The sequence below is a fragment of the Streptomyces sp. TSRI0281 genome, from assembly GCF_001905125.1.
GTDB lineage: Bacteria > Actinomycetota > Actinomycetes > Streptomycetales > Streptomycetaceae > Streptomyces.
Genome location: NZ_LWLE01000014.1, coordinates 70311 through 94068 on the forward strand (window position 1 = coordinate 70311; position 23758 = coordinate 94068).

General features: G+C 70.9%; 21 protein-coding genes and 3 tRNA genes. 12 read left to right on the forward strand and 12 right to left on the reverse strand.

What is annotated here, in order from left to right; translation table 11 throughout:
- Nucleotides 1-34 precede the first annotated feature (34 nt).
- Both A6A29_RS21600 and A6A29_RS21605 read left to right on the forward strand, forming a co-directional pair.
- Nucleotides 35-1117, forward strand: a complete 1083-nt coding sequence (locus A6A29_RS21600; protein ID WP_107468279.1) for a Leu/Phe/Val dehydrogenase — start codon at nucleotides 35-37, stop codon at nucleotides 1115-1117.
- 334 nt (nucleotides 1118-1451) lie between these two features.
- Nucleotides 1452-1706: a DUF3073 domain-containing protein gene (locus tag A6A29_RS21605; protein ID WP_073722084.1), complete on the forward strand. Its 255-nt coding sequence runs from the start codon at nucleotides 1452-1454 to the stop codon at nucleotides 1704-1706.
- A gap of 138 nt (nucleotides 1707-1844) precedes the next feature.
- On the opposite strand, the gene purM is transcribed toward A6A29_RS21605, so the two are convergent.
- Both purM and purF read right to left on the reverse strand, forming a co-directional pair.
- Nucleotides 1845-2918 (reverse strand): phosphoribosylformylglycinamidine cyclo-ligase, encoded by a 1074-nt coding sequence (gene purM, locus A6A29_RS21610; RefSeq protein WP_073722086.1) that lies wholly within the window; start codon nucleotides 2916-2918, stop codon nucleotides 1845-1847.
- 60 nt (nucleotides 2919-2978) lie between these two features.
- Nucleotides 2979-4505, reverse strand: a complete 1527-nt coding sequence (purF, locus tag A6A29_RS21615) for an amidophosphoribosyltransferase (protein WP_073722088.1) — start codon at nucleotides 4503-4505, stop codon at nucleotides 2979-2981.
- 620 nt (nucleotides 4506-5125) lie between these two features.
- Here purF and A6A29_RS48110 point away from each other — a divergent pair.
- Both A6A29_RS48110 and A6A29_RS21620 read left to right on the forward strand, forming a co-directional pair.
- Nucleotides 5126-5218 (forward strand): putative leader peptide, encoded by a 93-nt coding sequence (locus A6A29_RS48110; RefSeq protein WP_365201432.1) that lies wholly within the window; start codon nucleotides 5126-5128, stop codon nucleotides 5216-5218.
- Between the two features lie 247 nt (nucleotides 5219-5465).
- Nucleotides 5466-6923, forward strand: coding sequence for a sulfatase family protein (locus A6A29_RS21620; RefSeq protein WP_073722090.1), 1458 nt, complete (start codon nucleotides 5466-5468; stop codon nucleotides 6921-6923).
- Nucleotides 6924-6965: 42 nt separating this feature from the next.
- Here the strand turns inward: A6A29_RS21620 and A6A29_RS21625 are convergent, their stop codons facing one another.
- From A6A29_RS21625 to purS, 7 genes are all read right to left on the reverse strand, one after another.
- Nucleotides 6966-7796, reverse strand: a complete 831-nt coding sequence (locus A6A29_RS21625) for an META domain-containing protein (RefSeq protein WP_073722092.1) — start codon at nucleotides 7794-7796, stop codon at nucleotides 6966-6968.
- An 82-nt stretch (nucleotides 7797-7878) separates the two neighbouring features.
- Entirely contained in the window at nucleotides 7879-8679 is an 801-nt protein-coding gene (locus A6A29_RS21630; protein WP_073722094.1) for a maleylpyruvate isomerase family mycothiol-dependent enzyme, read from the reverse strand.
- Between the two features lie 91 nt (nucleotides 8680-8770).
- On the reverse strand, nucleotides 8771-9613 hold the full coding sequence (locus tag A6A29_RS21635) for a M23 family metallopeptidase (RefSeq protein ID WP_073722151.1): 843 nt from the start codon (nucleotides 9611-9613) through the stop codon (nucleotides 8771-8773).
- A 132-nt stretch (nucleotides 9614-9745) separates the two neighbouring features.
- A complete protein-coding gene (locus A6A29_RS21640; protein ID WP_073722096.1) occupies nucleotides 9746-10252 on the reverse strand; it encodes an ArsR/SmtB family transcription factor in 507 nt (168 codons plus the stop codon).
- A 100-nt stretch (nucleotides 10253-10352) separates the two neighbouring features.
- Nucleotides 10353-12602, reverse strand: coding sequence for a phosphoribosylformylglycinamidine synthase subunit PurL (gene purL, locus A6A29_RS21645; RefSeq protein ID WP_073722098.1), 2250 nt, complete (start codon nucleotides 12600-12602; stop codon nucleotides 10353-10355).
- Nucleotides 12599-13279, reverse strand: a complete 681-nt coding sequence (purQ, locus tag A6A29_RS21650; protein ID WP_073722100.1) for a phosphoribosylformylglycinamidine synthase subunit PurQ — start codon at nucleotides 13277-13279, stop codon at nucleotides 12599-12601. The genes purL and purQ overlap by 4 nt, the downstream gene beginning before the upstream one ends.
- Nucleotides 13276-13527 carry a phosphoribosylformylglycinamidine synthase subunit PurS gene (gene purS, locus A6A29_RS21655; protein ID WP_073722102.1) on the reverse strand — a complete coding sequence of 84 codons (252 nt, stop codon included), beginning with the start codon at nucleotides 13525-13527 and terminating at the stop codon, nucleotides 13276-13278. The genes purQ and purS overlap by 4 nt, the downstream gene beginning before the upstream one ends.
- A 389-nt stretch (nucleotides 13528-13916) precedes the next feature.
- Here purS and A6A29_RS21660 point away from each other — a divergent pair, with 389 nt between their 5' ends.
- The 8 genes from A6A29_RS21660 to A6A29_RS21695 all read left to right on the forward strand — a co-directional run bounded on the left by A6A29_RS21660 (nucleotide 13917) and on the right by A6A29_RS21695 (nucleotide 18836).
- Nucleotides 13917-14252: a histone-like nucleoid-structuring protein Lsr2 gene (locus A6A29_RS21660; RefSeq protein ID WP_073722104.1), complete on the forward strand. Its 336-nt coding sequence runs from the start codon at nucleotides 13917-13919 to the stop codon at nucleotides 14250-14252.
- A gap of 267 nt (nucleotides 14253-14519) precedes the next feature.
- Nucleotides 14520-14591 (forward strand) — tRNA-Gly (locus tag A6A29_RS21665).
- Between the two features lie 80 nt (nucleotides 14592-14671).
- Nucleotides 14672-14744 (forward strand) — tRNA-Gly (locus tag A6A29_RS21670).
- A gap of 190 nt (nucleotides 14745-14934) precedes the next feature.
- Complete coding sequence (locus A6A29_RS21675) at nucleotides 14935-15930, forward strand: ABC transporter ATP-binding protein (RefSeq protein WP_073722106.1); 996 nt, start codon at nucleotides 14935-14937, stop codon at nucleotides 15928-15930.
- Nucleotides 15927-16700, forward strand: coding sequence for an ABC transporter permease (locus A6A29_RS21680; RefSeq protein WP_073722108.1), 774 nt, complete (start codon nucleotides 15927-15929; stop codon nucleotides 16698-16700). Before A6A29_RS21675 ends, A6A29_RS21680 begins: the two co-directional genes overlap by 4 nt.
- A gap of 16 nt (nucleotides 16701-16716) precedes the next feature.
- Nucleotides 16717-18123 carry a sensor histidine kinase gene (locus A6A29_RS21685; protein ID WP_073722110.1) on the forward strand — a complete coding sequence of 469 codons (1407 nt, stop codon included), beginning with the start codon at nucleotides 16717-16719 and terminating at the stop codon, nucleotides 18121-18123.
- On the forward strand, nucleotides 18120-18740 hold the full coding sequence (locus tag A6A29_RS21690) for a response regulator transcription factor (RefSeq protein WP_073722112.1): 621 nt from the start codon (nucleotides 18120-18122) through the stop codon (nucleotides 18738-18740). Before A6A29_RS21685 ends, A6A29_RS21690 begins: the two co-directional genes overlap by 4 nt.
- Nucleotides 18741-18763: 23 nt before the next feature.
- Nucleotides 18764-18836, forward strand: a tRNA-Gly gene (locus A6A29_RS21695).
- A gap of 91 nt (nucleotides 18837-18927) precedes the next feature.
- Here the strand turns inward: A6A29_RS21695 and A6A29_RS21700 are convergent.
- From A6A29_RS21700 to A6A29_RS21710, 3 genes are all read right to left on the reverse strand, one after another.
- Nucleotides 18928-19839 (reverse strand): phosphoribosylaminoimidazolesuccinocarboxamide synthase, encoded by a 912-nt coding sequence (locus A6A29_RS21700; protein ID WP_073722114.1) that lies wholly within the window; start codon nucleotides 19837-19839, stop codon nucleotides 18928-18930.
- A 105-nt stretch (nucleotides 19840-19944) separates the two neighbouring features.
- Nucleotides 19945-21408, reverse strand: a complete 1464-nt coding sequence (locus A6A29_RS21705) for a N,N-dimethylformamidase beta subunit family domain-containing protein (RefSeq protein WP_073722116.1) — start codon at nucleotides 21406-21408, stop codon at nucleotides 19945-19947.
- A gap of 484 nt (nucleotides 21409-21892) precedes the next feature.
- Nucleotides 21893-23626 carry a hypothetical protein gene (locus tag A6A29_RS21710; RefSeq protein WP_073722118.1) on the reverse strand — a complete coding sequence of 578 codons (1734 nt, stop codon included), beginning with the start codon at nucleotides 23624-23626 and terminating at the stop codon, nucleotides 21893-21895.
- Nucleotides 23627-23758: the final 132 nt, after the last annotated feature.

Genomic DNA, 23758 nt, shown 5'->3' on the forward strand with positions numbered 1-23758 from the left:
GGCTTCCGCCGCTTCGTACTTGGGAGTCACCACAGTGACCGATGTGACCGACGGCGTCCTGCACACCCTGTTCCACTCGGATCAGGGGGGCCACGAGCAAGTCGTGATCTGCCAGGACCGTGCCAGCGGCCTCAAGGCCGTCATCGCCATCCACTCCACCGCCCTGGGCCCGGCCCTCGGCGGCACCCGCTTCTATCCGTACGCCTCCGAGGAGGAGGCCGTCGCGGACGCGCTGAACCTCTCGCGCGGCATGTCCTACAAGAACGCCATGGCCGGACTCGACCACGGTGGCGGCAAGGCCGTCATCATCGGCGACCCGGAACAGATCAAGACGGACGAACTCCTGCTGGCCTACGGGCGGTTCGTGGCCTCGCTCGGCGGGCGCTACGTCACCGCCTGCGATGTCGGCACCTATGTCGCCGACATGGACGTCGTCGCCCGGGAGTGCCGCTGGACCACCGGCCGCTCCCCCGAGAACGGCGGCGCGGGCGACTCCTCCGTCCTGACCGCCTTCGGCGTCTTCCAGGGCATGCGCGCCTCCGCGCAGCACCTGTGGGGCGACCCGACGCTGCGCGGCCGCAAGGTCGGCGTCGCGGGTGTCGGCAAGGTGGGCCACCACCTCGTCGAGCACCTGCTCAGGGACGGCGCCGAGGTCCTGATCACGGATGTCCGCGAGGAGTCCGTACGCCGGATCACCGACCTGCACCCCGAGGTCGCCGTCGTCGCGGACACCGCCGCGCTGATCCGTACCGAGGGCCTCGACATCTACGCCCCGTGCGCGCTCGGCGGCGCCCTCGACGACGACACCGTGCCGGTGCTCACCGCGAAGGTGGTGTGCGGCGCGGCCAACAACCAGCTCGCCCACCCCGGGGTCGAGAAGGACCTTGCCGACCGGTCGGTTCTTTACGCCCCCGACTACGTGGTCAACGCCGGCGGCGTGATCCAGGTCGCCGACGAGCTGCACGGTTTCGACTTCGACCGGTGCAAGGCGAAGGCATCGAAGATCTTCGACACCACGCTGGCCATATTCGCACGTGCGAAGGCCGACGGGATTCCGCCGGCCGCGGCCGCCGACCGCATCGCCGAGCAGCGCATGGCCGAAGCCCGCCGTCACTGATCGGTCACGGGTCGTTCGGCGGCCCGTCACCCAGGTATGCCGGTCCGTCGCACGGACCGGGCCCGGACGACCCGCCGACCGGCGAGACAAGACTCACCCCGGTCGGCGGGTCGTTCGCCAGGAAGAGGTTAAAATCGCAGTTGACCAGGGAGGACGGGGCTCCTCACTGGCCCTGCGGCGGGGTGCGTGATGCGGGCGGCGTACCGTATGGCCACGGAAGCAGGTACCGTTAAAGCTCTACGGGCGCGGTCTCTCTCACGGGAGTCCGTCCTGAAACATGAACGCGTGTCAAGACTCTGGGGCCGTCGAGCCCCGTCACCGAGGGGGTCGAGCCATGGGGCGCGGCCGGGCAAAGGCCAAGCAGACCAAGGTCGCCCGCCAGCTGAAGTACAGCAGCGGCGGGACTGACCTGTCGCGTCTGGCCAATGAGCTGGGCGCATCGCCTTCGAGTCAACCACCGAACGCTGAGCCGTTCGAGGACGACGACGAGGAAGATGACCCGTACGCACAGTACGCGGATCTGTACAACGACGAGGACGAGGACGAGGACGACCAGTCCGGTCCGTCGTCACAGCGCCGCGGCGCTTGACCTCGCGCTGACACAACAACCCGGTCCGGGCCTGTCCCGGACCGGGTTCTGTGTTGCCCGGGTCCAGGAGCGGCGCAGCCGCGCCCGGCCGCCGGACGGAGGGCGTGATCCCACCCGTCCGGCGCCCGTGAGCGCTGCTCAGCGTGCGTAGTCGCCGGTCAGCTCGGCGCCCGTGGTGTGCGCGCCGCGGTCGGTGATCTCCCCGGCGACCCAGGACTCGACCCCGCGGTCGGCCAGGGTCGTCAGGGCGGCGTCCACCGAGTCGGCCGGGACGATCGCGATCATGCCGACGCCCATGTTGAGCGTCTTCTCCAGCTCCAGCCGCTCGACCCGGCCCGCCTTGCCGACCAGGTCGAAGACCGCGCCGGGCGTCCAGGTGGAACGGTCCACCGTGGCGTGCAGACCGTCCGGGACGACCCGGGCCAGGTTGTTGGCCAGGCCGCCGCCGGTGACATGGCTGAAGCCGTGCACCTCGGTCGTACGGGTGAGGGCCAGGCAGTCCAGCGAGTAGATCCTGGTCGGCTCCAGGAGCTCCTCGCCGAGGGTGCGGCCGAATTCCTCGACCTGACGGTCCAGCGACCAGCCGGCCCGGTCGAAGACGACGTGGCGGACCAGCGAGTACCCGTTGGAGTGAAGGCCGGAGGACGCCATCGCGATGACCGCGTCACCCTTACGGATACGGTCCGGCCCGAGCAGGTTCTCGGCCTCGACCACGCCCGTACCGGCACCGGCGACATCGAAGTCGTCGGGGCCCAGCAGGCCCGGGTGCTCGGCCGTCTCGCCGCCGACGAGCGCGCAGCCCGCCAGGACACAGCCTTCGGCGATGCCCTTCACGATGGCCGCGACACGCTCGGGATGCACCTTGCCGACACAGATGTAGTCGGTCATGAAGAGCGGCTCGGCACCGCAGACGACCAGGTCGTCGACGACCATGCCGACGAGGTCGTGGCCGATGGTGTCGTACACGCCCATCTGACGCGCCAGGTCGACCTTCGTACCGACACCGTCGGTCGCGGAGGCGAGGAGGGGACGCTCGTAACGCTTGAGCGCCGAGGCGTCGAAGAGGCCGGCGAAACCGCCGAGGCCGCCGAGGCCCTCGACCTCCGGGCGACGCGTCTTCTTCACCCACTCCTTCATCAGCTCGACGGCACGGTCACCGGCTTCGATGTCGACGCCCGCTGCCGCGTAGGAAGCACCTGTTGTCTCAGACATTGCCTGGGATCTTTCGTGTGGAGATACGGGGCTGGTGGGAAGGCCGCCGGCCGGTCCGGGTCACGGACGGCGCAGCGCGTCGGCCGCGGCGGTCGCTGCGGGGCCGGCCGCCAGCTCGGTCTCCAGCAGCTGCTTGCCGAGCAGCTCCGGGTCGGGCAGCTCCATCGGGTACTCACCGTCGAAGCAGGCGCGGCACAGGTTCGGCTTGGCGATCGTGGTCGCCTCGACCATCGCGTCGAGCGAGATGTACGAGAGGGAGTCGGCGCCCATCGAGGTGGCGATCTCGTCGACCGACATGCCGTTCGCGATCAGCTCGGCGCGGGTCGCGAAGTCGATGCCGAAGAAGCAGGGCCACTTCACCGGCGGGGAGGAGATCCGGATGTGGATCTCGGCGGCACCGGCCTCGCGGAGCATCCGGACGAGAGCGCGCTGGGTGTTGCCGCGGACGATCGAGTCGTCGACGACCACCAGGCGCTTGCCCTTGATGACTTCCTTGAGGGGGTTCAGCTTGAGGCGGATGCCCAGCTGGCGGATGGTCTGTGACGGCTGGATGAAGGTCCGGCCGACATAGGCGTTCTTGACGAGTCCGGCGCCGAACGGGATTCCGCTGGCTTCCGCGTAGCCGATGGCCGCGGGCGTACCGGATTCCGGCGTCGCTATGACCAGATCCGCGTCCGCCGGAGCTTCGGCGGCCAGCTTCCGGCCCATCTCCACGCGGGAGAGGTACACGTTCCGCCCGGCGATGTCGGTGTCGGGCCGAGCCAGGTACACGTACTCGAAGACGCAGCCCTTGGGCTTCGCTTCCGCGAATCGCGAGGTGCGCAGGCCGTTCTCGTCGATGGCGACGAGTTCGCCCGGCTCGATCTCGCGTACGAAGCTGGCGCCGCAGATGTCGAGGGCGGCGGACTCGGAGGCCACCACCCAGCCACGCTCCAGACGGCCGAGGACCAGCGGGCGGATGCCCTGCGGGTCGCGGGCCGCGTACAGCGTGTGCTCATCCATGAAGACGAGCGAGAAGGCGCCCTTGACCTCGGGGAGCACCTTTGTGGCGGCTTCCTCGATGGTGAGCGGCTTGTCGTCGTCATCGGTCTGGCCGGCGAGCAGCGCGGTGACCAGATCGGTGTCGTTGGTGGCGGCGACCTGGGTGGCCCGGCCGTCCTTGCGCGGAAGGTCGGCGACCATCTCGGCGAGCTGCGCCGTATTGACCAGGTTGCCGTTGTGGCCCAGGGCGATCGAGCCGTGCGCGGTGGCACGGAATGTCGGCTGCGCGTTCTCCCACACCGAGGCACCGGTGGTGGAGTAGCGGGCATGACCGACCGCGATATGGCCCTGGAGAGATCCCAGAGACGTTTCGTCGAAGACCTGCGAGACCAGTCCCATGTCCTTGAAGACGAGGATCTGGGACCCGTTGCTCACTGCGATGCCCGCGGACTCCTGTCCACGGTGCTGCAGGGCATACAGTCCGAAATAGGTGAGCTTGGCGACCTCTTCACCCGGAGCCCAGACACCGAAGACGCCACAAGCGTCCTGGGGGCCTTTCTCTCCGGGGAGCAGGTCGTGGTTGAGTCGTCCATCACCACGGGGCACAGCACCGAGTGTAGGCGAGATCGACCACTGGTCCGAATTCGGGACCGCTCGGCAAAGGACCGCCGGAGCACCGGGAACGCACCGGGAAGCGGGCCTCGGCGGGCGTTTCGGGGGGCTTCGCGCGATCACGGGGAGTGATCATCGGGCGGCTTCCGGGAGGCGTTCCGAAGGCGTACCGGAAGCGCGGGGCGCGGGCGTCGCCCCGATACGGAGCCGATTTCCGGCCGATTGCCGATGCCGTTCACGGGTGAGCGGAGGAAGCCCGGCCGTGGCACTGGGTGAACCGGCGCCGACGACGGCCCGCCCGCTGGCCGAACGCTCGTTTCGTGGTGAGCCTCACACCGGGGGCGCGGCTGCGGGGCCCGGTGGGGCTCGTGCGCCAAGGGTCATCGGGCGGGCGCCGGACGGGGATCGGGTGCGCGTTAGGTGCGTGGGCGTCCGGAGCGCGTCGGGTGCGTGGGTGCCCGAAGTGCGGGGCCGGGCGTCCGGCGTACGGGGTCGGGCGTCCGGCGTACGGGGTCGGACGGCGTGCGGGGCCACTGGTCGGCGTTCGGGCGTGGGCGTCCGGAGTGCGAGATCAGCGTTGACACGAGCATGTCCGCTTGGCAGGCTCCTGGGCCATGCAGCCCCTCGGCGACCGTTCGGTCACGCTCGTGGAGCGCCGCCACGTCGATCTGGGACGTGTGTCGAGCGCCATCTGTCGCTGCTCCTAGTTCTCCCGGCCGTTCTCCCGGTTGTTCCCCGGGTCGTTCCCGGCTGATCGCCCGGCTGTTCCCCGGGCCGTTCGCCGGCTGATCTCCCGGCCGGTTCTCGCAGTCGGCCGTCACGGCTGGTCCTCACGGCTCCGCCCGGTTCCCGGGCACCGGTGAGCGCGCGCTGACGCGTACAGCGGGTACGCGCCGGCCTCGCCCCTTTCCCCTCATCCTTTCCCTTTCTCGTCGTCCTGCCCGGAGACCCTTCATGCCTTCACATGCCCACGATGCGGCTGATTCGAACGAAAGTGCGATATCCCCGCTGACCCGGCGAGCCTTCGGTACGGCCGTCGTCGCTACGGCGGCCGCCGCTGCCGTCGGTCTGTCCGCCGCACCGGCGGCGGAGGCCACGCCCGCCGAAGCCGTACGGGAGCGGCCCTTCCGCGCGGCCCGCGGCAGGCACGCACGGCGCCCCAACATCCTGTTCATCCTCGGCGACGACCTCGGCTGGGCCGACCTCTCCTCGTACGGCTCCCCGGACATCCGGACGCCCCACCTGGACCGGCTCGGCCGTCAGGGAGTGCGGTTCACCGACGCGTACTCCGGCTCCGCCACCTGCTCCCCCACCCGCTTCAGCCTCTACACCGGGCGCTATCCGGGGCGGACGAAGGGCGGGCTCGCCGAGCCCATCGCGGACAGGTCGGTGGGCCTCGAACCCACGCACCCGACGCTCGCCTCGCTGCTGCGCGGCAGCGGATACGCCACCGCCCTGATCGGCAAGTGGCACTGCGGCTACCTGCCGGACTACAGCCCGACCAGGTCGGGCTGGGAGGAGTTCTTCGGGAACTTCGGCGGCGCCCTGGAGTACTACTCCAAGCTCGGCGGCAACGGTGAGTACGACCTGTACGAGGGCGACGCCGAGTACAAGGACCTGCGCTACTACACGCGCATCCTCACCGAGCGGGCGAGCGAGTACGTCCGGCGCGACCACGACAGGCCGTGGCTCCTCAACCTGAACTTCACCACCCCCCACTGGCCGTGGATCGCGGACGGGGACCGGGAGGAGAGCGCCGAGATCGTCCGCCGGATCAAGGCCGGGGACCGCAGCGCGCTCCGGCACTCCGACGGCGGCTCGCTGGAGAAGTACAAGGAGATGGTCGAGGACCTGGACCGTTCGGTCGGCGAGGTCCTCAAGGCGCTGAAGCGGTCCGGCCAGGAGGAGGACACCCTGGTCTTCTTCGCCAGCGACAACGGCGGTGAGCGCTTCTCGTACAACTGGCCGCTGTCCGGCAACAAGGGCTCGCTCAAGGAGGGCGGCATCCGGGTTCCCGCCGTGCTGCGCTGGCCCGCCCGGATCGACGCGCACCAGGTCAGCGATCTGCCGGTGTTCTCGCCCGACTGGACGGCGACGCTGCTGGAACTGGGCGGCGCGCGGCCCGACCCCGCGTACCCGCTCGACGGGACCAGCCTCGCCGGGTATCTGCTGCGGGACGAGGAGCCCGGGGAGCGGGACCTGTTCTGGCGGGTGCGCGGGGAGCGGGCGCTGCGGCGCGGCGAGTGGAAGTACTACCGGGGCAGGGGCGGCGGCGATCAGCTGTTCCGGCTGGCGCACGACCAGCGGGAACAGGCCGACCGCGCGGCCGCCGAGCCGGAGCTGCTGGCCGAGCTGCGGGCGTCGTGGGAGAGGACGGACGCGGGCCTGCTGCCGTACCCGGCGAATTCCTGAGGCGGCGGCCGGCGCTCACCGTTTCCTTCCCCCCGTCACCACTCAGCCCTTGTCCGGCGCGGGTGCCGAGGCGCCGATCCCCTTGCCGCCGACAGCGGTGAGGGACAGGGCCCGGCCCTTGACCACGTACGTCGTCTCCCCCTTCAGGACGGCGAGGACGGACCGCTCCACCTCCATCTCGGTCTCCGGGCACATCCGGCGGGTGGAGGCGAGCGGCCCGAAGGTGATCGTGGCGCCCGCCACGGTCGCCTTTCCATGGAAGCTGTTGCAGCCGAGGTTGCCCTCCACGGTGCCGTCCTTGCCGAAGGTGAGGTGCGGCGCCCGGTCCGGCGGGGTGTCGGCGGGCAGCGCGGTGGTGGTACTGCCGCTGACCAGCGTGGTCACCCTCCACTTGGTGCCGGTGAGCGGGACGGCGGGCTGCGAAGTGAGGCTGATGGAGTCCCCCTCGGGCGTGGTGAGAGTGAGGTCCCTGCCGTCCACGGCCGCGGTGAGCTTGCCGCTGAACGTCCGGGACAGGGACTTCTCGAACCGCTGAAGATCCTTCTCGCACCCCATCTCGGTGGTGGTGCCCGGCCCGACGGTCACCGCGTCGCCTTCGACACGGACGTCGGCGGTGAAACGGTTGCAGCCCAGGTTGCCGGTGGCCCGGCCCTTCGGACCGATCTCGACGTGCGCGCCGGCCGGGGCCTCGGTCTTCTCGCCGCCCACGGTCAGGGAGTCGACGCTCCACCGGACCCCGGTGACGGGCACGTCCGTCCGTACGGTGCCGCTGCCGTCGCCGGATCCGGAGCCCGCTCCGGAGCCCGGCTGTGTCCCGCAGGCGGCAAGGGTGAAGAGGGCCAGGACGCTGACAGCCATACGTTGTGTGCGCATGGCCCTCTGACGGAACGAGCGGCCGATCCGGTTCCCCTCCCCTCAACCCATCAGCCCCTCAGCCCCTCAGCCCATCAGCCCCTCAGCCCATCAGCGGCAGCAGGTCGGCCAGATCGGCCCGCTCACCACTGGCACTGACCCGGGCGTCGTCGAGCTCCCGCGCCCACCCCGTACGTCCGGTGGCGAGCCGGATCCAGGTGAGCGGTGCGGTCTCCACCACATTGGGCGGCGTACCGCGCGTGTGCTTGGGGCCGCCGATGCACTGGACGACGGCGAACGGCGGGACGCGCACCTCGACCGAGCCGCCGGGCGCCCGGTCCGCGAGGACATCGGCGAGCAGCCGCGTACAGGCGGCGAGCGCCTGCCGGTCGTACGGGATACCGAGCCCGGCCGCCTCGTTCAGATCGTCGGTGTGCACGACGAGTTCCACGGTGCGGGTGACCAGGAAATCGACGAGCCGCATCGTCCCGACCCGGGTCGGCAGCAGCCGGTCCCCCGCTCCCTCCGGCACCGCCGCCGCGAACCGCTCGGCGGTCTCCGCGTACAGCGCGTCGAGGTCGGGGCGGTCCAGGGCGAGGGCCAGGGTGTCGTCGGTGATCCGTCCGGCCCGCGCGGCGGTGGAGGACGGCCACTGGAGCAGCCCGACCTCGGGCTTCGGGCCCGACGGCTCCGGCAGCTCCAGATTCCGGCTGACGTGGGAGAGCGCCATCGTGAGGTGCACGGCCAGGTCCCGCACCGTCCAGTCCCCGAGCCGGGTCGGCAGGGCGAGCTGCTCGGGCGTCAGGACCCTTACGGCTTCCCGGACAAGGGCGAACTGGTCGAGGACCGCGGTCCGGGTCCTGGCGTGGTCGTAGGTGCGCGGACGCTTCTTGGCCGGTGGCATACGGCCGAGACTAACCGGCGCCCCCGACACCGCCCGTGCACCCGGATCAGGAGGGGCCGACCGGCTCCCCGGCAGTCCCCCGGCGCTGGGATCAGGCGGGACCGACCGGCTCCCCCGCGCTGAACACCTCACCATTGGCCGGGACGCCGATGCCCCGCCAGGTGAACGGAATTCCGCGGGCCACATCCAGATCCGGATCGTCCATCAGCTGGAAATGCACATGCGGTTCGGTGGAGTTTCCGGAATTCCCGCAACGGGCGAGTTGCTGCCCCGCCCGGACGGTGTCCCCGGCCTTCACCTGGACCGAACCGCGCTGGAGGTGGGCGTACAGGGCGAATACGCCGTCGCCCAGGTCCAGAACGACATGATTTCCGACAATTCCGCTCGCGCCGAACATGTCCCGCGCGGAAGCCTCGAACAGCATCAGATAGCCGAGGGCGAGACCCGAGTTCCGGCTCAGGTGATCGCGCTGCCCGTGGCTCGCGTGGACGACGGTCGCATCGGCCACCGCGAACAGCGGAGCACCGAACGCCGGGAAGTCCCGGTTGCGGCGGACGACCGGCCACACCCAGCGGAACGGCGGCCGGACCGGTGCGTCCTCCCCCTCGGGTTCGGCGACGATGTCGATCGCGTACGCCTGCCCGTACACATGCGTGCCGTGGCTGGGCACCTTGTCCGCCGGGCTGTTCAGCGCGGTCCAGCGGCCCACCACCGGGGGGCCGACCTCCACGGCGGGGCGTCGGCGGGGCTCCCGCGCGCGGGACGCGACACCGGTGCGGCTCAGGTGGAGAGCGATGGCTATCGCGGCTGCCGCGGGCACGAAGGTCGCCCAGAACGGATAGAGCCGTTCGGCGAACACCCCCACGACGGCCATGACGACAAAGACGATCCAGCACACGCGGTGCAGCACCATCAGTACCTTGCGGACAGACATGTCTTCCCCCTGGTCGGTCATGCGCTCCGTTGTCGGGCGTTCCGCAGTCGGGCGCTCCGTTGCCGGACGGCCCGTTGCCGGACACTCCGTTGCTGGGCGGCCCGTTGCCGGGCGTTTCTGCCGGGCGGCCCGTCACGGCCGGGCAGCCGTCAGCACCACCAGCAGCGGCACCACCCGCCCGCCCGGCACCTCGTAGCGCCCGCGCCCCGTCGTGTGCAGCCAGCCCGCGCCGGTCAGTTGGCGCAGATGGTGGTAGATCTGGCCGGTCGTGCCGACCTCGTCGAGCGCGGCCAGCTCGGCAGCCGTGCGACGGCCGCCGAGGATCTCGCGGAGCAGCCGCAGCCGTACCGGGTGGCCGAGCGCGGCGAGGGACTCGGCAGTGTCCCCCCAGTCCGCTTCCATGAGGCTCTCGGTGAGGACGCCGTACTGCCATTCGTAGCCCTCGCCGGTGGGCATCCGGACCGCGCCCGTGTAGAGCACTCCGCCGCTGTCGGCCGCGCTCCCCACCTCGGCGAGCTGCGCCTTCAGCCCCTCCAGCGCCCAGAAGTCGCCCTCGCCGAGGTGCGGCGCCTCCCGGTCCGGCGCCTCCAGCGCGGTGAGCCGCCGTTCCAGCTCGGCGACGCGTTCTTCAAGCCCCATGACTCAACCTTACGTAATTACGTAATCTCGTTCAACAGTGGATACGCCGAAGCCCCTGCCCGGACGGACCGGACAGGGGCTTCGAAGAGGCGGAAACGGCTCAGGCGAACAGCGCGGGGATGATCTCCTCGTGCGCCGTACGCAGCTCGCTCAGCGGGATGCTGAACTCGCCCTGGACCTCGATCTCCTCGCCGTCCACGACACCGATCCGGGCCACGGGCAGACCGCGCGCCCCGCACATGTCGTTGAAGCGGAGCTCCTCGCTGCGCGGGATCGAGACGATCGCCCGGCCCGCCGACTCGGAGAAGAGGAAGGTGAACGCGTCGAGACCGTCCGGCACGACCAGCCGCGCACCCTTCCCACCGCGGAGGCAGGACTCGGTGACCGCCTGGATCAGACCGCCGTCCGACAGGTCGTGCGCCGCGTCGATCATGCCGTCGCGGGAGGCCGAGATGAGGATCTCGGCGAGCAGCTTCTCGCGGCCCAGGTCCACCTTGGGCGGCATACCGCCGAGGTGCTGGTGGACGACCTCGGACCAGGCCGAGCCGCCGAACTCCTCGTGCGTGTCACCCAGCAGGTAAAGAAGCTGGCCCTCTTCCGCGAAGGCGACCGGCGTACGCCGGGTCACGTCGTCGATCACACCGAGCACGGCCACGACCGGCGTCGGGTGGATCGCCGTCTCACCGGTCTGGTTGTACAGCGACACATTGCCGCCGGTGACCGGGGTGCCCAGCTCCAGGCAGCCGTCCGCGAGACCACGGGTGGCTTCGGCAAACTGCCACATGACGTCCGGGTCCTCGGGCGAACCGAAGTTCAGGCAGTCCGAGATCGCGAGCGGCTTGGCGCCGGAGGCGGCGACATTGCGGTACGACTCCGCCAGCGCCAGCTGCGCACCCGTGTACGGGTCGAGCTTCGCGTAACGGCCGTTGCCGTCGGTCGCCATGGCCACGCCCAGGTTCGACTCCGCGTCGATCCGGACCATGCCGGCGTCCTCGGGCATCGCGAGCACGGTGTTGCCCTGCACGAAACGGTCGTACTGGTCGGTGATCCACGCCTTGGACGCCTGGTTGGGGGAAGCGACCAGCTTGAGGACCTGCTCGCGCAGCTCGGCACCGTCGGCCGGACGGGCGAGCCGGCCCGCGTCGTCGGCCTGGAGCGCGTCCTGCCAGGACGGGCGGGCGAACGGGCGGTGGTACGTCGGGCCCTCATGGGCGACGGACCGCGGCGGCACGTCCACGATCTGCTCGCCGTGCCAGAAGATCTCCAGCTGCGAACCCTCGGTCACCTCACCGATGACGGTGGCGATGACGTCCCACTTCTCGCAGATCTCCATGAACCGCTCGACGTGCTGCGGCTCGACGATCGCGCACATGCGCTCCTGCGACTCGCTCATGAGGATTTCCTCGGGCGAGAGGGAGGAGTCGCGCAGCGGCACGGTGTCCAGCTCGACGCGCATCCCGCCGGAACCGGCGCTGGCCAGCTCGCTCGTGGCGCAGGACAGGCCCGCGCCGCCGAGGTCCTGGATGCCCGCGACGAGCTTCTCCTTGAAGATCTCCAGGGTGCACTCGATGAGGAGCTTCTCCTGGAAGGGGTCGCCGACCTGGACCGCCGGACGCTTGGCCGGACCGGTCGAATCGAAGGTCTCCGAGGCCAGCACCGAGACGCCGCCGATGCCGTCGCCGCCGGTGCGGGCGCCGTACAGGATCACCTTGTTGCCGGGACCCGAAGCCTGCGCGAGGTGGATGTCCTCGTGCTTCATCACACCGATGCAGCCGGCGTTGACGAGCGGGTTGCCCTGGTAGCAGGAGTCGAAGACGACCTCGCCGCCGATGTTCGGCAGACCCAGGCAGTTGCCGTAGCCGCCGATGCCCGCGACGACGCCCGGCAGGACGCGCTTGGTGTCGGGGTGGTCGGCCGCGCCGAAGCGCAGCGGGTCGACGACCGCGACCGGGCGGGCCCCCATGGCGAGGATGTCGCGGACGATGCCGCCGACGCCGGTGGCCGCGCCCTGGTAGGGCTCGATGTACGAGGGGTGGTTGTGCGACTCGACCTTGAAGGTGACCGCGTAACCCTGGCCGACGTCGACCACACCGGCGTTCTCGCCGATGCCGACGAGCATCGCGTCGTTCGCGGGGACCTTCTCGCCGAACTGCTTGAGGTGGACCTTGCTGCTCTTGTACGAGCAGTGCTCGGACCACATCACGGAGTACATGGCGAGCTCGGCGCCGGTGGGACGGCGGCCCAGGATCTCGCGGATCCGGGCGTACTCGTCCTCCTTGAGGCCGAGGTCCTTCCAGGGCTGCTCGGTGTCCGGGGTCTCGGCCGCGTGCTTGACCGTATCCAGGCTCATGCGTTGACCAGCTTCTTGATGATCGAGGTGAAGAACCCGAGGCCGTCGGTGCGACCGGTTCCGATCAGCGGCTCGACGGCGTGCTCCGGGTGCGGCATCAGGCCGACGACATTGCCCGCGGCGTTGGTGATGCCCGCGATGTCGCGCAGTGAGCCGTTGGGGTTCGCGCCCACGTAGCGGAACGCGACACGGCCCTCGGCCTCCAGCGCGTCGAGCGTGTGCTCGTCGGCGGTGTACCGGCCGTCCATGTTCTTCAGCGGTACGGAGATCTCCTGGCCGGCGGTGTAGTCCGAGGTCCAGGCGGTCTCCGCGTTCTCCACCCGCAGCGTCTGATCGCGGCAGATGAAGTGGAGGTGGTTGTTGCGCAGCATCGCGCCGGGCAGCAGGTGCGCCTCGGTCAGGATCTGGAAACCGTTGCAGATGCCCAGGACCGGCATCCCGCCCCGCGCGTTCTCGATGATCGTCTCCATCACCGGCGAGAAGCGGGAGATGGCCCCGGCCCGCAGGTAGTCGCCGTAGGAGAAGCCCCCGGCCAGGATGACCGCGTCGACCTGGTGCAGGTCCTTGTCACGGTGCCAGAGCGCTACGGGTTCGGCGCCCGCGATCCGGACGGCCCGCAGGCTGTCCTGGTCGTCGAGGGTGCCGGGAAAGGTGACGACTCCGATACGAGCGGTCACTTCGGCTCCTCGACCTTCACGACGAAGTCCTCGATGACGGTGTTGGCGAGGAAGGTCTCGGCCATCTCGTGAATACGGGCCAGGGCGGCGTCGTCGACCGGCCCCTCGACCTCCAGCTCGAAACGCTTTCCCTGACGAACGTCCGCGATTCCCTCGAAGCCGAGACGCGGCAGTGCACGCTGCACCGCCTGTCCCTGCGGGTCGAGGATCTCCGGCTTGAGCATGACGTCGACTACGACGCGTGCCACTGGCACTCCCGGTGGTGTGGTGCGGCTGTGTCTACGGGGGGTTCCCCAGACCCCCGCGGGTCCACTCAGCCTACCTGGCCGAAAATTCTACGCGGGTAGATATCGGGTGAAGCAGATCACGCGGAGATATCGGACGGGACATCGCACGGGGAAAGTCCTGGAAAAACATGTCCGGATTGCATGCGGACACGCGGATGTAATTGGCGGGGCTTCACAATGCGGTGCCAACCGCTGTACAAATGATTACCGGGGAAAGCAACATCGCCCTGGAACACCGGAACGCCGGAACAGTCGACATCAGTCGATCCACCTCCGCATCCGCCTAACAGCCGGAAGGCCGGCATCAGCGCAAGTCCGACGCGAGGATGCCGAGGAAAGGACCGATATCCGTGGCTCAGCGCGTAGTGGTTACGCTCTCCGACGACATCGACGGGGGAACAGCGGCGGAAACGGTCACCTTCGCCCTGGACGGGAAGACGTACGAGATCGACCTCAATCCCGTCAATGCAAAGAAACTGCGCAAGACCCTGGCTCCGTACGTGGCAGCCGGCCGCAAGCAGACGAACGCGGGCAAGCACGGCCGGAAGCCGACCTCGTACAGCCACACCGCCCTCGCCCCCGACCCGGCGGCCGTCCGCGCCTGGGCCCGCTCGCACCGGATGGAGGTGCCGGCCCGCGGCCGGATCCCCAAGAAGGTCTACGAGGCGTTCCACGCGGCGAGTTGACCCGGCGGGCCGCTCCGGGGCCCGACCGCCGGACGACTTCCCGTGACCGGCGGCCCAGCCCCGCGGCCGGGCCGCCGGTCACGGTCGGCGCTTCGGCCGTCGCACCGTCAGGCGCGGGGCGCCCGCACGCAACCCCCTCCTCGGCGCCCGCTCCGGACCCTTCGCGCGACACCCGCAGAGAGCCGACTTGCGCGACACCCCTGCAGGTCGGCTAGAGTCTGGAGCACGCCGAGGGGCGAGGCCGCAAAGCCGAATCCCACGCAGCGTGCGGGTGTAGTTCAGTAGTAGAACATCCCCCTTCCAGGGGGAAGGCGCAGTGTGCAATTCCTGTCACCCGCTCTGCATCACCTTGCTCGACCAGTCCGCTGGATCGGGTAGAGTGGTGAGCGCTCCACCGGTGAAAGCCGAGTGGTAGCAATGCGGACGTAGCTCAGTTGGTAGAGCGCAACCTTGCCAAGGTTGAGGTCGCCAGTTCGAACCTGGTCGTCCGCTCTTGATCAAAGGCCCTGACCGATATCGGTCGGGGCCTTTGTCGTATCCCCGTCGGTCTTCGCCGACCTCCATGGGTCCCGGGTCTTCTGCGAATCTCCCCACGTCGGCCGCACCCCCTGATGACGTTTGTCATGAGCAGTGATGACAGTGCGCACTGCTCCCGGCCCCGATCCGGCGGAAGTCTGGTGTCATGACCAGAGACGACATTCTCAACGACAGCGGACGGGGCCACAGCCGTGACTCCGGGCAGGGCGCCGTGATCGAGGCGTCCGACGTCCGGCGCAGCTACGCGGGCGGTTTCGAGGCGGTCTCCGGTATCTCCTTCTCCGTGGCGCGCGGCGAACTGTTCGCCCTGCTCGGGACGAACGGCGCCGGCAAGACCTCCACCGTCGAGCTCCTGGAGGGCCTGGCCGCCCCCGACAGCGGAACCGTGCGCGTGCTCGGCCACGACCCGTACCGCGAACGCGCCGCCGTGCGCCCCCGGACCGGGGTGATGCTCCAGGAGGGCGGCTTCCCGTCCGATCTGACGGTCGCCGAGACCGTACGGATGTGGTCGGCCTGCACCAGTGGCGCCCGGCCCGCCGGTGAGGTCCTGGACCTCGTGGGCCTGTCGGCGCGGACCCGGGTGCGCGTCAAGCAGCTCTCCGGCGGCGAGAAGCGCCGTCTCGACCTGGCGCTGGCCCTGACCTCGCGGCCCGAGGTGCTCTTCCTGGACGAGCCGACGACCGGACTCGACGCCGAGGGGCGGCGCGACACCTGGGATCTCGTCCGGGCGCTGCGCGACAGCGGCACCACCGTGCTGCTGACCACGCACTACCTGGAAGAGGCCGAATCGCTCGCCGACCGGCTGGCGATCATGCACCAGGGGCGGATCGTGACCACGGGGACGACCGCCGAGGTCACGGCCCGGCAGCCGGCCCGGATCCGGTTCGAGCTGCCCGCCGGCGTACCCGCCGCGCGCCTGCCGCTCCCGCTGCGGGCGGCCGCGGACGGACAGCGGATCGAGATCCGCACCCCCGCACTCCAGGAATCCCTTGACGAACTCCTGCGCTGGGCACGGGAGTCCGGTGTTCAGCTGCTCGGGCTGGATGCCCGTTCCGCCTCCCTCGAAGAGGCGTTCCTCGACATCGCGAAGGCCCAGCACACCCGGGCCGCGCACCCGGAGAAGGAGCAGGTGGCGGCATGACGACGACCTCGACCGCCGCGAGGCGGCTGAACGCGCTCGGGCGGGCCGAACTGACCCTCCTCCTGCGCAACCGCACGGCCGTCTTCATCGCGCTGCTGATGCCGCTGCTGATGATCTTCGCGATGAAGTCCTCGCTGGACCGGATCGACCTCGGCGGCACCGGGCTGACCGTTACCGGGGCGGCCCTGACCGGCGGCATCGGGATGGTGCTGATCCAGGTCGTCTACATGAACCTCGTCTCCGCGTACGTGGCCCGGCGCGAGGAACTCGTCCTGAAGCGGCTGCGCACGGGCGAGGTCTCCGACCGGGAGATCCTGACCGGGACCGCCCTGCCCTCCGTGCTGCTGGCGGTCGCCCAGTGCGTACTGATGGTCGTGGTCGGCACCCTCGCCTTCGACCTGGGAGCGCCCCAGCGGCCCGCGCTGCTCGTCGCCGGGCTGCTGCTGGGCTTCCTCCTGATGGCCGCGCTGGCGGCGGCCACCGCGACCATGACCCGTACGGTGCAGAGCTCGCAGCTCACCACGTTGCCGCTGTTCTTCGTCTCGATGCTGGGGTCGGGGCTCTTCATCCCGCTGGAGGTCTTCCCGGACCGGATCGCCTCGGTGTGCGAGCTGCTGCCGGTGACCGGGGTGATGACGCTCGTACGGCACGGCTGGCTCGGCGGCGCCGGGGGCGGCGACCTGCTCATGGCGACGGTGACCGCGCTGGCCTGGACCGGGTTCGCGGTGTTTGCTGTGCAGCGGTGGTTCCGTTGGGACCCACGACGGTGAGAAGGAGGGCTGTGCCATGTGGCTGAGGACGAAAGTGCGGGGCTGGCACAGCCGCAGCGGCTTCGACAAGATCGATCTCTACACCCGCGGCACGCTGTACTCCCTGGTGTGGATAACGGTCCTGTCCCAGTCCCTGCTGACAGTGAGGCACCCGGTGCGGGGATCCGACGCGCCCGCCGTACTGATCATCGGGATGGTACTGACCGCGATCGCCCAGGGGATCTGCGGCACCTCACTGGCTGCCCGCGCGATCGAGGGCTACCTCGGCCGGCGCACCGTCGACCGGCGGTTCATCGGTCTCGGATTCGTCCTGATGCTCGCGAACGCGGCCAGCGTGCTGGTCCTCGGCTCCTACACCGGGGTGGACCGCTTCCCCGAGCTGGTGCTGGCCCTCTGTGCGTCGGTGGTGCCCTTCCTCACCTCCTTCGTCCTCCTCGTGCCGCTGTGGGCGATCGCCCCCTTCGTGGCGACGTTGTCGGCGGCGCTGAGCGGCGGCGCCGCGCTGGCGGGCGGGGATGCCTCGTTCGTCCTGGGCACCCTGATCGGGTCGGCCTTCAGCAACGGGCTGATCGCCGTCACCGTGCGCCTGTCCGCGTGGACGCTGGGAGTGATGGCGAAACTCCGCGACGCCCAGGACATGGAGACACGGCTCGCGGTCGCCGAGGAGCGGCTGCGGTTCGGCCGCGACATGCACGATGTGCTGGGCCGGAATCTGGCGGTGATCGCGCTGAAGAGCGAGCTGGCGGTGGAACTGGCCCAGCGCGGCAATCCCGCGGCCATGGACCAGATGGTCGAGGTCCAGCGCATCGCCCGTACCTCGCAGCAGGAGGTGCGCGACGTCGTACGCGGCTACCGCGAGGCAGACCTCCGTACGGAACTGGCCGGTGCGCAGGGGGTGTTGCGGGCCGCCGGGATCGCGTGCGACATCGAGGACAGGAGCGGCGGCCGGCTCGCCCCGCCCGTGCAGGCGGCGCTCGGCTGGGTCGTCCGGGAGGCCGCGACCAATGTGCTGCGGCACGGTGATCCACGACGCTGCACGATCCGGCTCACGAACGCCGGGGGCACCGGTGTGCTGGTCGTGGAGAACGACGGCGTGCCGGACGGGGCAGGTCCCCCGAGCGGCGGCTCCGGTCTCGCCGGGCTGCGGGAACGGCTCGCCGCGCTGGGCGGTTCGCTGGAGGCGGGACCGGTGGGCGGCGGCCTGTTCCGGCTGACCGCGTCGGTGCCGGGGACGCCCTCGCCGCCGCACTCCCCCTCGCCGCTCTCTTCGTCGCCGCCCTCTTCGGCGCAGTCTCCTTCGGCGCGGCCTTCTTCGTCGCAGCCCTCTTCGGCGCCGCCCTCTTCGGCGCGGCCTTCTTCGTCGCCGGGGCGGCGCGGCGAGGACCCCGATGGTCACGACCCCGCCCTCACGGAGGAACGATGACATCCGCACCACCCGTACGGGTCCTTCTCGCCGACGACGAGCATCTGATCCGGGGTGCGCTGGCCGCGCTGCTGGCCCTGGAGGACGATCTGGTCGTGGTCGCGGAGGCGGCGACCGGCCCCGAGGCGCTCGCCATGGCGCTGGCCCACCGGCCCGATGTCGCGGTCCTCGATCTGGAGATGCCGGGTGCGGACGGTGTGAACGTCGCCACATCGCTGCGGTCCGCGCTGCCCGGCTGCCGGACCATGATCGTGACGAGCCATGGGCGTCCGGGACACCTGAAGCGGGCACTGGCGGCGGGCGTGCGGGGCTTCGTGCCGAAGACCGTGAGCGCCCGCAAGCTGGCCGAGATCATCCGCAGCGTGCACCACGGAAACCGTTACGTGGACCCGGAGTTGGCCGCCGACGCCATTGCCGCCGGGGACTCTCCGCTGACCGCCCGGGAGGCCGAGGTGCTGGAGCTCGCGGCGGACGGAGCGCCGGTCGCGGAGATCGCGGAACGGGCTTCGCTGTCGCAGGGAACCGTACGGAACTACCTGTCATCCGCCGTCACGAAGATCGGGGCGGAAAACCGTCATACGGCAGTGCGGCTCGCACGCGAGCGGGGATGGGTATAGTAGGCATCGCGCTTCGGCGCCATGCGAACGTAGCTCAGCTGGTAGAGCGCAACCTTGCCAAGGTTGAGGTCGCGAGTTCGAACCTCGTCGTTCGCTCCGTAGAAGAAGGCCCCGGTCCTCAGGACCGGGGCCTTCTCGCATCCCGCCCGCCTTACCGCCGTGCGGTGCCGCTTCCCGCCGTGCGGTGCTACCAGTTGGAGCCGGTCAGCAGCTCGTACGCCTCGGTGTACTTGGCGCGCGTCGCGTCGACGATCTCCTGGGGCAGTGCCGGGGGCGGCTGCTCGCTCTTGCGGTCCCAGCCGGAGGCCGGCGAGGTCAGCCAGTCCCGGACGAACTGCTTGTCGTACGAGGGCTGGGCATGGCCGGGCTCCCAGGTGGCGGCGGGCCAGAAGCGCGAGGAGTCCGGGGTCAGCACCTCGTCCGCGATGATCAGCTTCTCGCCGCCGTCCGCCGTGGACTCGAAACCGAACTCGAACTTCGTGTCGGCGAGGATGATCCCACGCTCGTGCGCGATGTCCCGGGCCCTGCGGTAGACGTCCAGGGTCGTCCGGCGCAGCAGCGCGGCCGTCTCGACACCGACCTCGCGGGCGACCGCCTCGTAGCTCACGTTCTCGTCGTGGTCGCCGACGGCCGCCTTGGTGGCGGGGGTGAAGATCGGTCCCGGCAGCTCGGACCCGTCGACCAGACCCTCGGGGAGGCCGATGCCGCAGACCGTCCGGCCCTCGTTGTACTCGACGAGTCCCGAACCGGTCAGATAGCCGCGGGCCACGCACTCGACCTGGACCATCCGCAGCGACTTGCAGACCAGGGTGCGGCCCGCCCAGTCCGCCGGAGCGCCCGCGGGCAGCTCGGTGGACAGCACATGGTTGGGCACGAGGTCGGCGAGCTGGTCGAACCACCAGAGCGAGAGCCGGGTGAGGACGCGGCCCTTGTCGGGGATCTCGGTAGGAAGGACCCAGTCGTACGCGGAGATACGGTCGCTGGCGACCATGACGAGATCACCCGCCTCGTTCCGGTACAGGTCACGCACCTTGCCGGTATGCAGGTGGGTGAGGCCCGGGACCTGCACGGGCTCGGGCTTTTCTACGAAACCGGACACGCTGCCTCCGCGTAGGTTGATCCAGGAGCGGTTCCGATTGTCCCGTATACCGGAGTCGGAGACGGCCGCGGGGCCGCCCGATGCGCGAGGTCCACCCCGGAAAGGTCAGTCGCGCTTGCAGATCCGGTCGAGCAGGTTGGCCGTGGCGCGCTGGATCCGGGCGTCCACATGGCCGGGGCGGTCCAGCGCCGGGGACCAGGCGAAGGTGCCGGAGGCGAAGACGAGCGCGCCGGACGGGGACCGGTACAGGGAGGTCTCCTGGTGGCGGGTGGTGCCCTCGGAGTCCTGGTACGGGGAGTGGGCGAGCAGGATGCGGTTGTCGTGCTCGGGGAGGCTGGTGCGCGGGAAGTAGCGGTCGGCCTCGCCCGCGACCATGCCGTCGAGCTCGTCCCCCTCGTTGGCGCCGGTGGAGTCCCAGAGCCAGTGCTCCGCGTTCCGCACGATCAGGGGGCGGGCTTCGGGGACCCGGCCCGCGTACTGGATGCCGAGGAGCTGCTGCTCGGGCCGGTCGATCTCGCGCCACAGCGCCGGTTTCCCGGGGCCTCGGCGCTTGCGGCAGGTGAGGAGGCGGTCGGGGACCCCGGACGCGGACGGGGCGAGGCCGACCTGCCAGTACATGGTGTTGGCCGACAGGAAGACGAGCGAGGTGCCGGTGTCCCGGGCGAGCTCGGTGGTGCGCCGCATGGGCAGCGACCAGTACTCGTCGTGGCCGGGGAAGATCAGGCCCCGGTAGCGGCTGGGGTCGACGCGGCCCGCGTGCAGATCGCGGGCGTCCGCGTAGGCGAGGTCGTAGCCGTACCGCTCGGCCCAGCGGATGAAGTCGTAGGCGTGCCCGACATGGAGGGGCAGCCCCGCGCCCGCGAACGGCCGGTCGAACGAGATCGTGGCGGCGGCGTCCTCCTCGCCGAGCAGCCGCCCCTGTTCGTCCCAGGCGTGGTAGAGACTGGCGCCGGTACGGCCGTCCTCGGGGTAGAGGTTGTACGCCTGCCAGGTGATGTCCGGTAGCAGGAGCAGCAGGTCGGCGGGGCGGTCGTCGCGGATCGTGAACGGGATGTGGGAGCGGTACCCGTCGACGGTGGTCAGAACGGCGACGTACGCGCCGACCGACCAGTAGCTGGGGATCTGCAGCCGCCAGGACATCCACCAGTGGTGGCAGGAGACCGTGCGGTCGGCGGCCAGCGGGGCGGGCTGGACGATGCCGGAGAGCCGGGGGCTCGTCGTGATCTTGGCGGCGCCGTCGCCCGCGTAGTGGCCGATCCGGTAGACGTCGACGGAGAACTGCTGGGGCGGGTCCACGGTGATGTGGAAGTCGATGGCCTCACCGGGGGCGGCGGCACTGGGCGAGACGAAGCCCTTGATCTGCCGGCGCACATCGTCGGACGGCCGGGTCCCGCCGCCCGCGCCGCCGCGGCCGAGGTCCGGGTCGGCGTACCAGGGGACGACCTGACCGGTGTCGTCGAAATAGTTCTCGCTGCCGCGCAGCCAGGGCAGCGGGCCCTGCCCGAAGGGGTCGCTCACGGCGTGCGCGAGGGCACCCGATTCCCATCGGCGAATCTGCTCCGCCCCCATACCGCTCCCCTCCCTGAAGGCCCACGGACATCTTTGGCGCGCCAATTTAGTGGCTTGATGTCAGCGTCGATCCCCAGCACATCACATAACGCATGCGGTCCGTCACCGTTCGTCGCGAATTGACGTGAACGGAACCTAATCTTCCGGATATTGGGGCCGCGGTGATGCGTGGACGGGGCGGCCGGAGTGGGGCCGGAAGGGCGGGTTTCGGCGGGCGACGGGGGAGCACCGGGTGGGCCTGCGGACGGCCGGGACGGGACCTTCGTACGGGCGTGGGGGCGTACGGGCTATTGGGGCGCGCGACCCCGGCGTACGGCCGCCCGCGCACAACCCGGCGGACCTCGTGCGAGGGGCCGGTTACCGGCCGCGTGCGAGGGGCCGGTTACCGGCCGCACGAGGGGCCCGCGCACGCCGGAGCCGGGTCGGCGGTGGGCCGGGCCGGCGGTGGCGCTGGGCCGCGGTGGCGCTGGGCCGGCGGTGGCGCTCAGACCAGGCGTACCGGCTTGTCGCAGCGCACGCCCAGATCCGTGAGCCAGGACCGCAGGGGCTCCGCGTCGCCGTCCTCCACGAGGGTGAGGACGGGGGTGACCAGGTCGGCCCGGCGTTCACCGTCGACCAGCAGGGCGGGGCCGTCCAGCCAGTCGAGACCCGGCGCCGCCCCGGCCGTGTCCACGGCCGCGCAGCAGACCATCGCCGCGACATGGTCGGCGAGCAGCTCCGTGCCCGTACGGGGCGGCTGGAGCGGGAAGACCGGAAGCGGGTCGGGGCCCCAGAGGTCGAGGGGGTCCGGGCCACCGCCGCCCGACGTGCGCTGTGCGGAGGCGCCGGTCGCGGGCTTCGGGGCTCCGGCCTCCTCGCGGGCCACCTCGGCACTGATCCCGGCCGCGAGCTCCTCACCGGCGCCGTCCGGCCCGGCGAGATGCTGCATGACCCGGGCCAGGGTGGGCACCCCGGGATCGGCCGAGGACGCCGGGGGCACACCCATGGAGTCGAGAACGCGGTGCAGCCGGGCGGCCTCCGTGCGCCACTTCCGGTCGACGACCTCCTCCGGATACTGCTGCCAGTCGACCGGCGACCAGTCGGGGCTGCTCTCCGCAGGACCGCCGTGGAAGAGCCGGGCGGCCAGCAGCGAGGCCGCCTCGTCGGCCGTACCGGGCTCTTCGAGGAGGTCGCAGGCGGGCCGCTCACCGAGCCGGGAGGTGAACCCCTCGGCCAGCCGGTCGCGCCGGGAGAGCTCGGTGAGCGCGGAGACGACGCCCGCGTCCAGCCGGGAGGGCCAGCGCCCCATCCGCCAGGCGGGGAGCGCCACCCGGGTCAGCAGCCGGTCCCAGCCCGCATAGGCGAGGCCGACCTGCTCCTGGGCGACGATGCGCAGCCCGTAATCCACGGTCTGCGCACGCATCGAGGCGGCGGCGGCGACACAGCGCTCCATCTCGGCCGCGTGGCCGCGGCAACCGCGCAGCAGCAGGCGGGCGATCCAGCCGACGAAGGCGCGCGGAATCCTGCGCACGGGACCCGCGCCGTTCGCGGCCGCGTCGGCGACCGCGGCGTCCAGGCCCCGTACGAACCGGCGGGCGGCGGCTATGTCGGGGTGCGCGGACGGGGCCGTGCCCGCGACGACCGGGGCGAGCACGGCGCGCAGTTCGGCGACCCGCATCCACCACAGGAAGGGCGAGCCGATGACCAGGACGGGGGCGGCCGGCACCCGACGACGGCGCCGTTCGGCCGCGAAGTCCCGGGCCGACCGCTTCGGCTTCGCCCCCTGCTTCGACCGCTGCTTAGGTGGCTGCTTGGGCTGGGCGGAGGGGTGTGTGCGGTCCTCCAGCCAGCTGTCGCAGTCCGGGGTGAGCGCTATGGCGGAGGGTGCCGGAACATCGAGCCGGTCGGCCAGATCCCGGACCAGCCGATAGAGGTCGGGGGCGGCTTCCTCCGTCACGGCGACGGTCGGGCTGACCGCGGGCCTCGCCCGTGCGACGGCCACCGCGACCGCGGCGGCGAGCACCAGCACCAGGACCGCCACACCGGTCACGGCCCAGCGCGCCGCGTCCCAGCCCGCGCCGCCGGCATGGCCCTGCGCGCCCGCGGCGAACAGCACGACGGCCACGGCCGCCGGCAGGATCGCCACGGCGAGTGCCCTGCTGCGGATGCGCAGCAGGGCGAGTGCACGGGCCCGCGCGGCCCGCGCCCCCAGCTCCTCACCCACATCGGTACCGGACACGGCCGGAAGTCACCCCCTCTGCCCCCGCGACGGTGTTGCTCACTCCCCCACTGTGGCACCCGTCACCGACATCGCAATGCCGGTGGGCCAAGTGCCGGAACGCTTGCGCCGCACCCTAGTTGGGGCCTCGGC

Excerpts from the sequence above, each read along its gene's own strand:
- A6A29_RS21605 (WP_073722084.1), top strand. The coding sequence starts at position 1,452 with ATGGGGCGCGGCCGGGCAAAGGCCAAGCAGACCAAGGTCGCCCGCCAG.
- purM (WP_073722086.1), bottom strand. The coding sequence starts at position 2,918 with ATGTCTGAGACAACAGGTGCTTCCTACGCGGCAGCGGGCGTCGACATC.
- A6A29_RS48110 (WP_365201432.1), top strand. The coding sequence starts at position 5,126 with ATGCAGCCCCTCGGCGACCGTTCGGTCACGCTCGTGGAGCGCCGCCAC.
- A6A29_RS21620 (WP_073722090.1), top strand. The coding sequence starts at position 5,466 with ATGCCTTCACATGCCCACGATGCGGCTGATTCGAACGAAAGTGCGATA.
- A6A29_RS21625 (WP_073722092.1), bottom strand. The coding sequence starts at position 7,796 with ATGCGCACACAACGTATGGCTGTCAGCGTCCTGGCCCTCTTCACCCTT.
- A6A29_RS21630 (WP_073722094.1), bottom strand. The coding sequence starts at position 8,679 with ATGCCACCGGCCAAGAAGCGTCCGCGCACCTACGACCACGCCAGGACC.
- A6A29_RS21635 (WP_073722151.1), bottom strand. The coding sequence starts at position 9,613 with ATGTCTGTCCGCAAGGTACTGATGGTGCTGCACCGCGTGTGCTGGATC.
- A6A29_RS21640 (WP_073722096.1), bottom strand. The coding sequence starts at position 10,252 with ATGGGGCTTGAAGAACGCGTCGCCGAGCTGGAACGGCGGCTCACCGCG.
- purL (WP_073722098.1), bottom strand. The coding sequence starts at position 12,602 with ATGAGCCTGGATACGGTCAAGCACGCGGCCGAGACCCCGGACACCGAG.
- A6A29_RS21675 (WP_073722106.1), top strand. The coding sequence starts at position 14,935 with ATGACCAGAGACGACATTCTCAACGACAGCGGACGGGGCCACAGCCGT.
- A6A29_RS21680 (WP_073722108.1), top strand. The coding sequence starts at position 15,927 with ATGACGACGACCTCGACCGCCGCGAGGCGGCTGAACGCGCTCGGGCGG.
- A6A29_RS21685 (WP_073722110.1), top strand. The coding sequence starts at position 16,717 with ATGTGGCTGAGGACGAAAGTGCGGGGCTGGCACAGCCGCAGCGGCTTC.
- A6A29_RS21690 (WP_073722112.1), top strand. The coding sequence starts at position 18,120 with ATGACATCCGCACCACCCGTACGGGTCCTTCTCGCCGACGACGAGCAT.
- A6A29_RS21705 (WP_073722116.1), bottom strand. The coding sequence starts at position 21,408 with ATGGGGGCGGAGCAGATTCGCCGATGGGAATCGGGTGCCCTCGCGCAC.